Here is a 2,544-nt window from a genome sequence, read left to right on the forward strand (position 1 = left end):
CCGAGGGCTTGACCTCTCTTTCTACATGGTGATGATGATGACTTAATTCTCTGCAGTCTTCAGGGTTTTTTACCCTTACAGTTTTTCTAGGTGTCTATGACGCAGTGGCACCACTCCGATTCCATCCCGAACTCGGTTGTTAAACGCTGCGGTGGCGAAGATATTTGGCGGGTCACTGCCTGAGAAAATAGCTCGATGCCTGGGATTTTATTTCAAATCACTAAAGCCTCTTTCTGCAATACAGATAGGGGCTTTGTTGTTTTTGATGATTGTTTCAGTTGGTGTTTGGTTGTAAATTTAAAAATTTGCCCAAAAAAATGGTTTGATCCGCTATTGGTAGAGGCTTTGTGCGCAGTGTGCACCCTACAGACTCGATCGCACTTTTTAATTCTGACAATCACCCCGATCGAGCTTTGATGGTTTGGATTAAATAATTGTGCTACAAATGAACTATTCAACTTCGCGGCTAACCTAAAATGTTCACTCCGTCAGACAGAGTGCGGCTTATGAAGGAAATGCGGAAATCTCCAGAAGGAGACTTGCTGCCTAAATGGGAGGCGGCTTCGCAGTGGCTGTCTCGGTTTGAAGATAGCGATGATTGGTCGATCGCCCTGATGGACTGCGATCGCACTCCTTGCGTTACAATTGGTTTTGTTTTGGAGTGCGTGTGGCGATCGCACTGGGTGACATTTGATGAAGCAGACGGATATCAGCGCTTGCTGGCAGGATTTAACGAAATTCCCGAACCATTGCCCGCTGTTGGTGCTCCCAAAAGTTACTCGCGGGGGGCGTGGGTTTTTGAAGCTCAACCGCGCCATCAACGCCGCCAAACGCTTGTTGAAAGGCGAGGCGCTAGAAATGAAAAATTTCGACAAAATGCACCTGCACCGCGCGTGGATTTGTCGCTAGCTGTCGGAGAATGTACGCCGCAGCAGTTGATGGAAGCGCTGATGCTGCAAAATGGACGCTGGAATAATTTCGACCCGGAACCGATTTTAACCGATCTATATCAGAACAGAGATTTGTGGCTGAATTTTATGATGCTGCCGCTGATTGCGGAGGATGAAAATAGCGGTAGGCTTTACAGTAATTTGGGTTTATTGCTGCGAGATTTGGACGATCGCTGGCACGCTGATACGCTTTATATTTGGAGTAGGGATGATGATTGCGTTTACCCGCTGGTTGATTTTGGGAAGACTTGGATGGCGGATGATGTGCAAGTGATGGATCGCGATCGGGCATCTGTGTTTATTGGTTATGGGGGTTATGAAAATCCGCCGCCTGTTGTGGTTTACTGGTGGGATTAAATCACTTTTTTTCCCCATTACGACCCAAAAATTTAGCTGTTTTACGATCTAAAAACTTAGCCCCTGCTGATACAATCGTTTGGTCTTGTTCATGAGAATTGACATCTTCCTGTTTGTTTACTTCTTTCAATTTACGACCCAAAAATTTAGCTCCTCTACGACCGACAAACTTAGCTCCTGCTGATAAAATGCTTTGGTCTTGTTCCTGAGAATTGTTTAGGTTTTGGAGTTCTTGTTTGTCTCTCCCAAACCTAGCAATAAATTCAAAAGCTGGCATCAAGCCTACTAGCAATATTAGCAAAACCAAAAATATCGGCATCACCAATAATCCCAGCAATAGTACAACTCCCTTACCCTTCAGACTAACCAAGATGATGGTGATAATGTTCTCCCACCAAGAACAGCCCCAGCGTCCACAAAATTCTGCCAAAATTAGTTGCATTAGATTTTTACTCCTTAAACTGTATGTCCCTAAGTTTTTTGTTTTTACCGCGCTTTGTGCTTTCCTCAAAAGAAGAGCGATCGCACTTTGGTAGAAATAGCGATCGACCTGGTAAATTTAGCTAAGTATGAATCTATTTGGCAAAGAAGGCGGTGGTGGGGGAGACTGAGAATGTCGGGGCATATAGCTCGGTTTGGGACGACAAGCTTCTATAATTTCGTTACGAAACTGGTTGACTTTATCATTTTTTGTACAAAACAGAATGAGATTACTACTACTCGTGTAAATGGCAATATAACGCTGTTTTACAACAAAAGCCAACACAATGAAGATAATACCAATGAAGAATAAGCCGAGGGTTAGAATTCCGAGTCCGAGCAGCCACCAAGTACAGCCTTCCCCTATTTCAACTGCTTTGACATTTTGAATGGGAATGACAATTTCTTTGATTTCTAACCCAAAAAATGAAGTGAAATTTCCTTGTAAGGTGTCCCCAACAATTTTAAGAGTTCCTGTACCGCTGGTTCGGACGGGAACTGCACCGACTAATTGACCGGGAATTCCGCTGATTTGGGTAACTGATTTAGACTTCATTTTTTTTGATGTTTGTTGTAATAATAATGACATTGCTCGTACAATTTTTGGTAGGGACATGGGCTTTGGCCGTGTCCTTACACCGATCGCTCTGGTGAGTTGGTATTACATGAAAGCTTGAAGTCTTGGGAGCATAACAGTTATGCGATCAGTATAAATACTGATGATAATTTAAGCTGCTGCTTTGAGATTGACACCAAT

Annotated in this window: 3 protein-coding genes and 1 rRNA gene; 2 read left to right on the forward strand and 2 right to left on the reverse strand. The window is 43.6% G+C overall.

Annotated features, from left to right (window positions below):
- Positions 1 to 86: 86 nt before the first annotated feature.
- A 5S ribosomal RNA gene (gene rrf / locus QT992_RS33180) occupies positions 87 to 204 on the forward strand.
- 272 nt (positions 205 to 476) lie between these two features.
- Entirely contained in the window at positions 477 to 1,307 is an 831-nt protein-coding gene (locus QT992_RS33185; protein WP_333319516.1) for a hypothetical protein, read from the forward strand.
- A 1-nt stretch (position 1,308) separates the two neighbouring features.
- On the opposite strand, the gene QT992_RS33190 is transcribed toward QT992_RS33185, so the two are convergent.
- Together QT992_RS33190 and QT992_RS33195 are read right to left on the reverse strand one after the other, a co-directional pair.
- On the reverse strand, positions 1,309 to 1,749 hold the full coding sequence (locus QT992_RS33190) for a hypothetical protein (protein ID WP_333343065.1): 441 nt from the start codon (positions 1,747 to 1,749) through the stop codon (positions 1,309 to 1,311).
- A gap of 117 nt (positions 1,750 to 1,866) precedes the next feature.
- The gene (locus QT992_RS33195; RefSeq protein WP_333058558.1) at positions 1,867 to 2,343 is read right to left on the reverse strand and encodes a hypothetical protein; all 477 of its coding nucleotides are present in this window, start codon (positions 2,341 to 2,343) and stop codon (positions 1,867 to 1,869) included.
- Between the last annotated feature and the right edge of the window lie 201 nt (positions 2,344 to 2,544).

This window comes from Microcoleus sp. T3_D1 (assembly GCF_036700405.1).
Taxonomy (GTDB): Bacteria; Cyanobacteriota; Cyanobacteriia; order Cyanobacteriales; family Microcoleaceae; genus Microcoleus.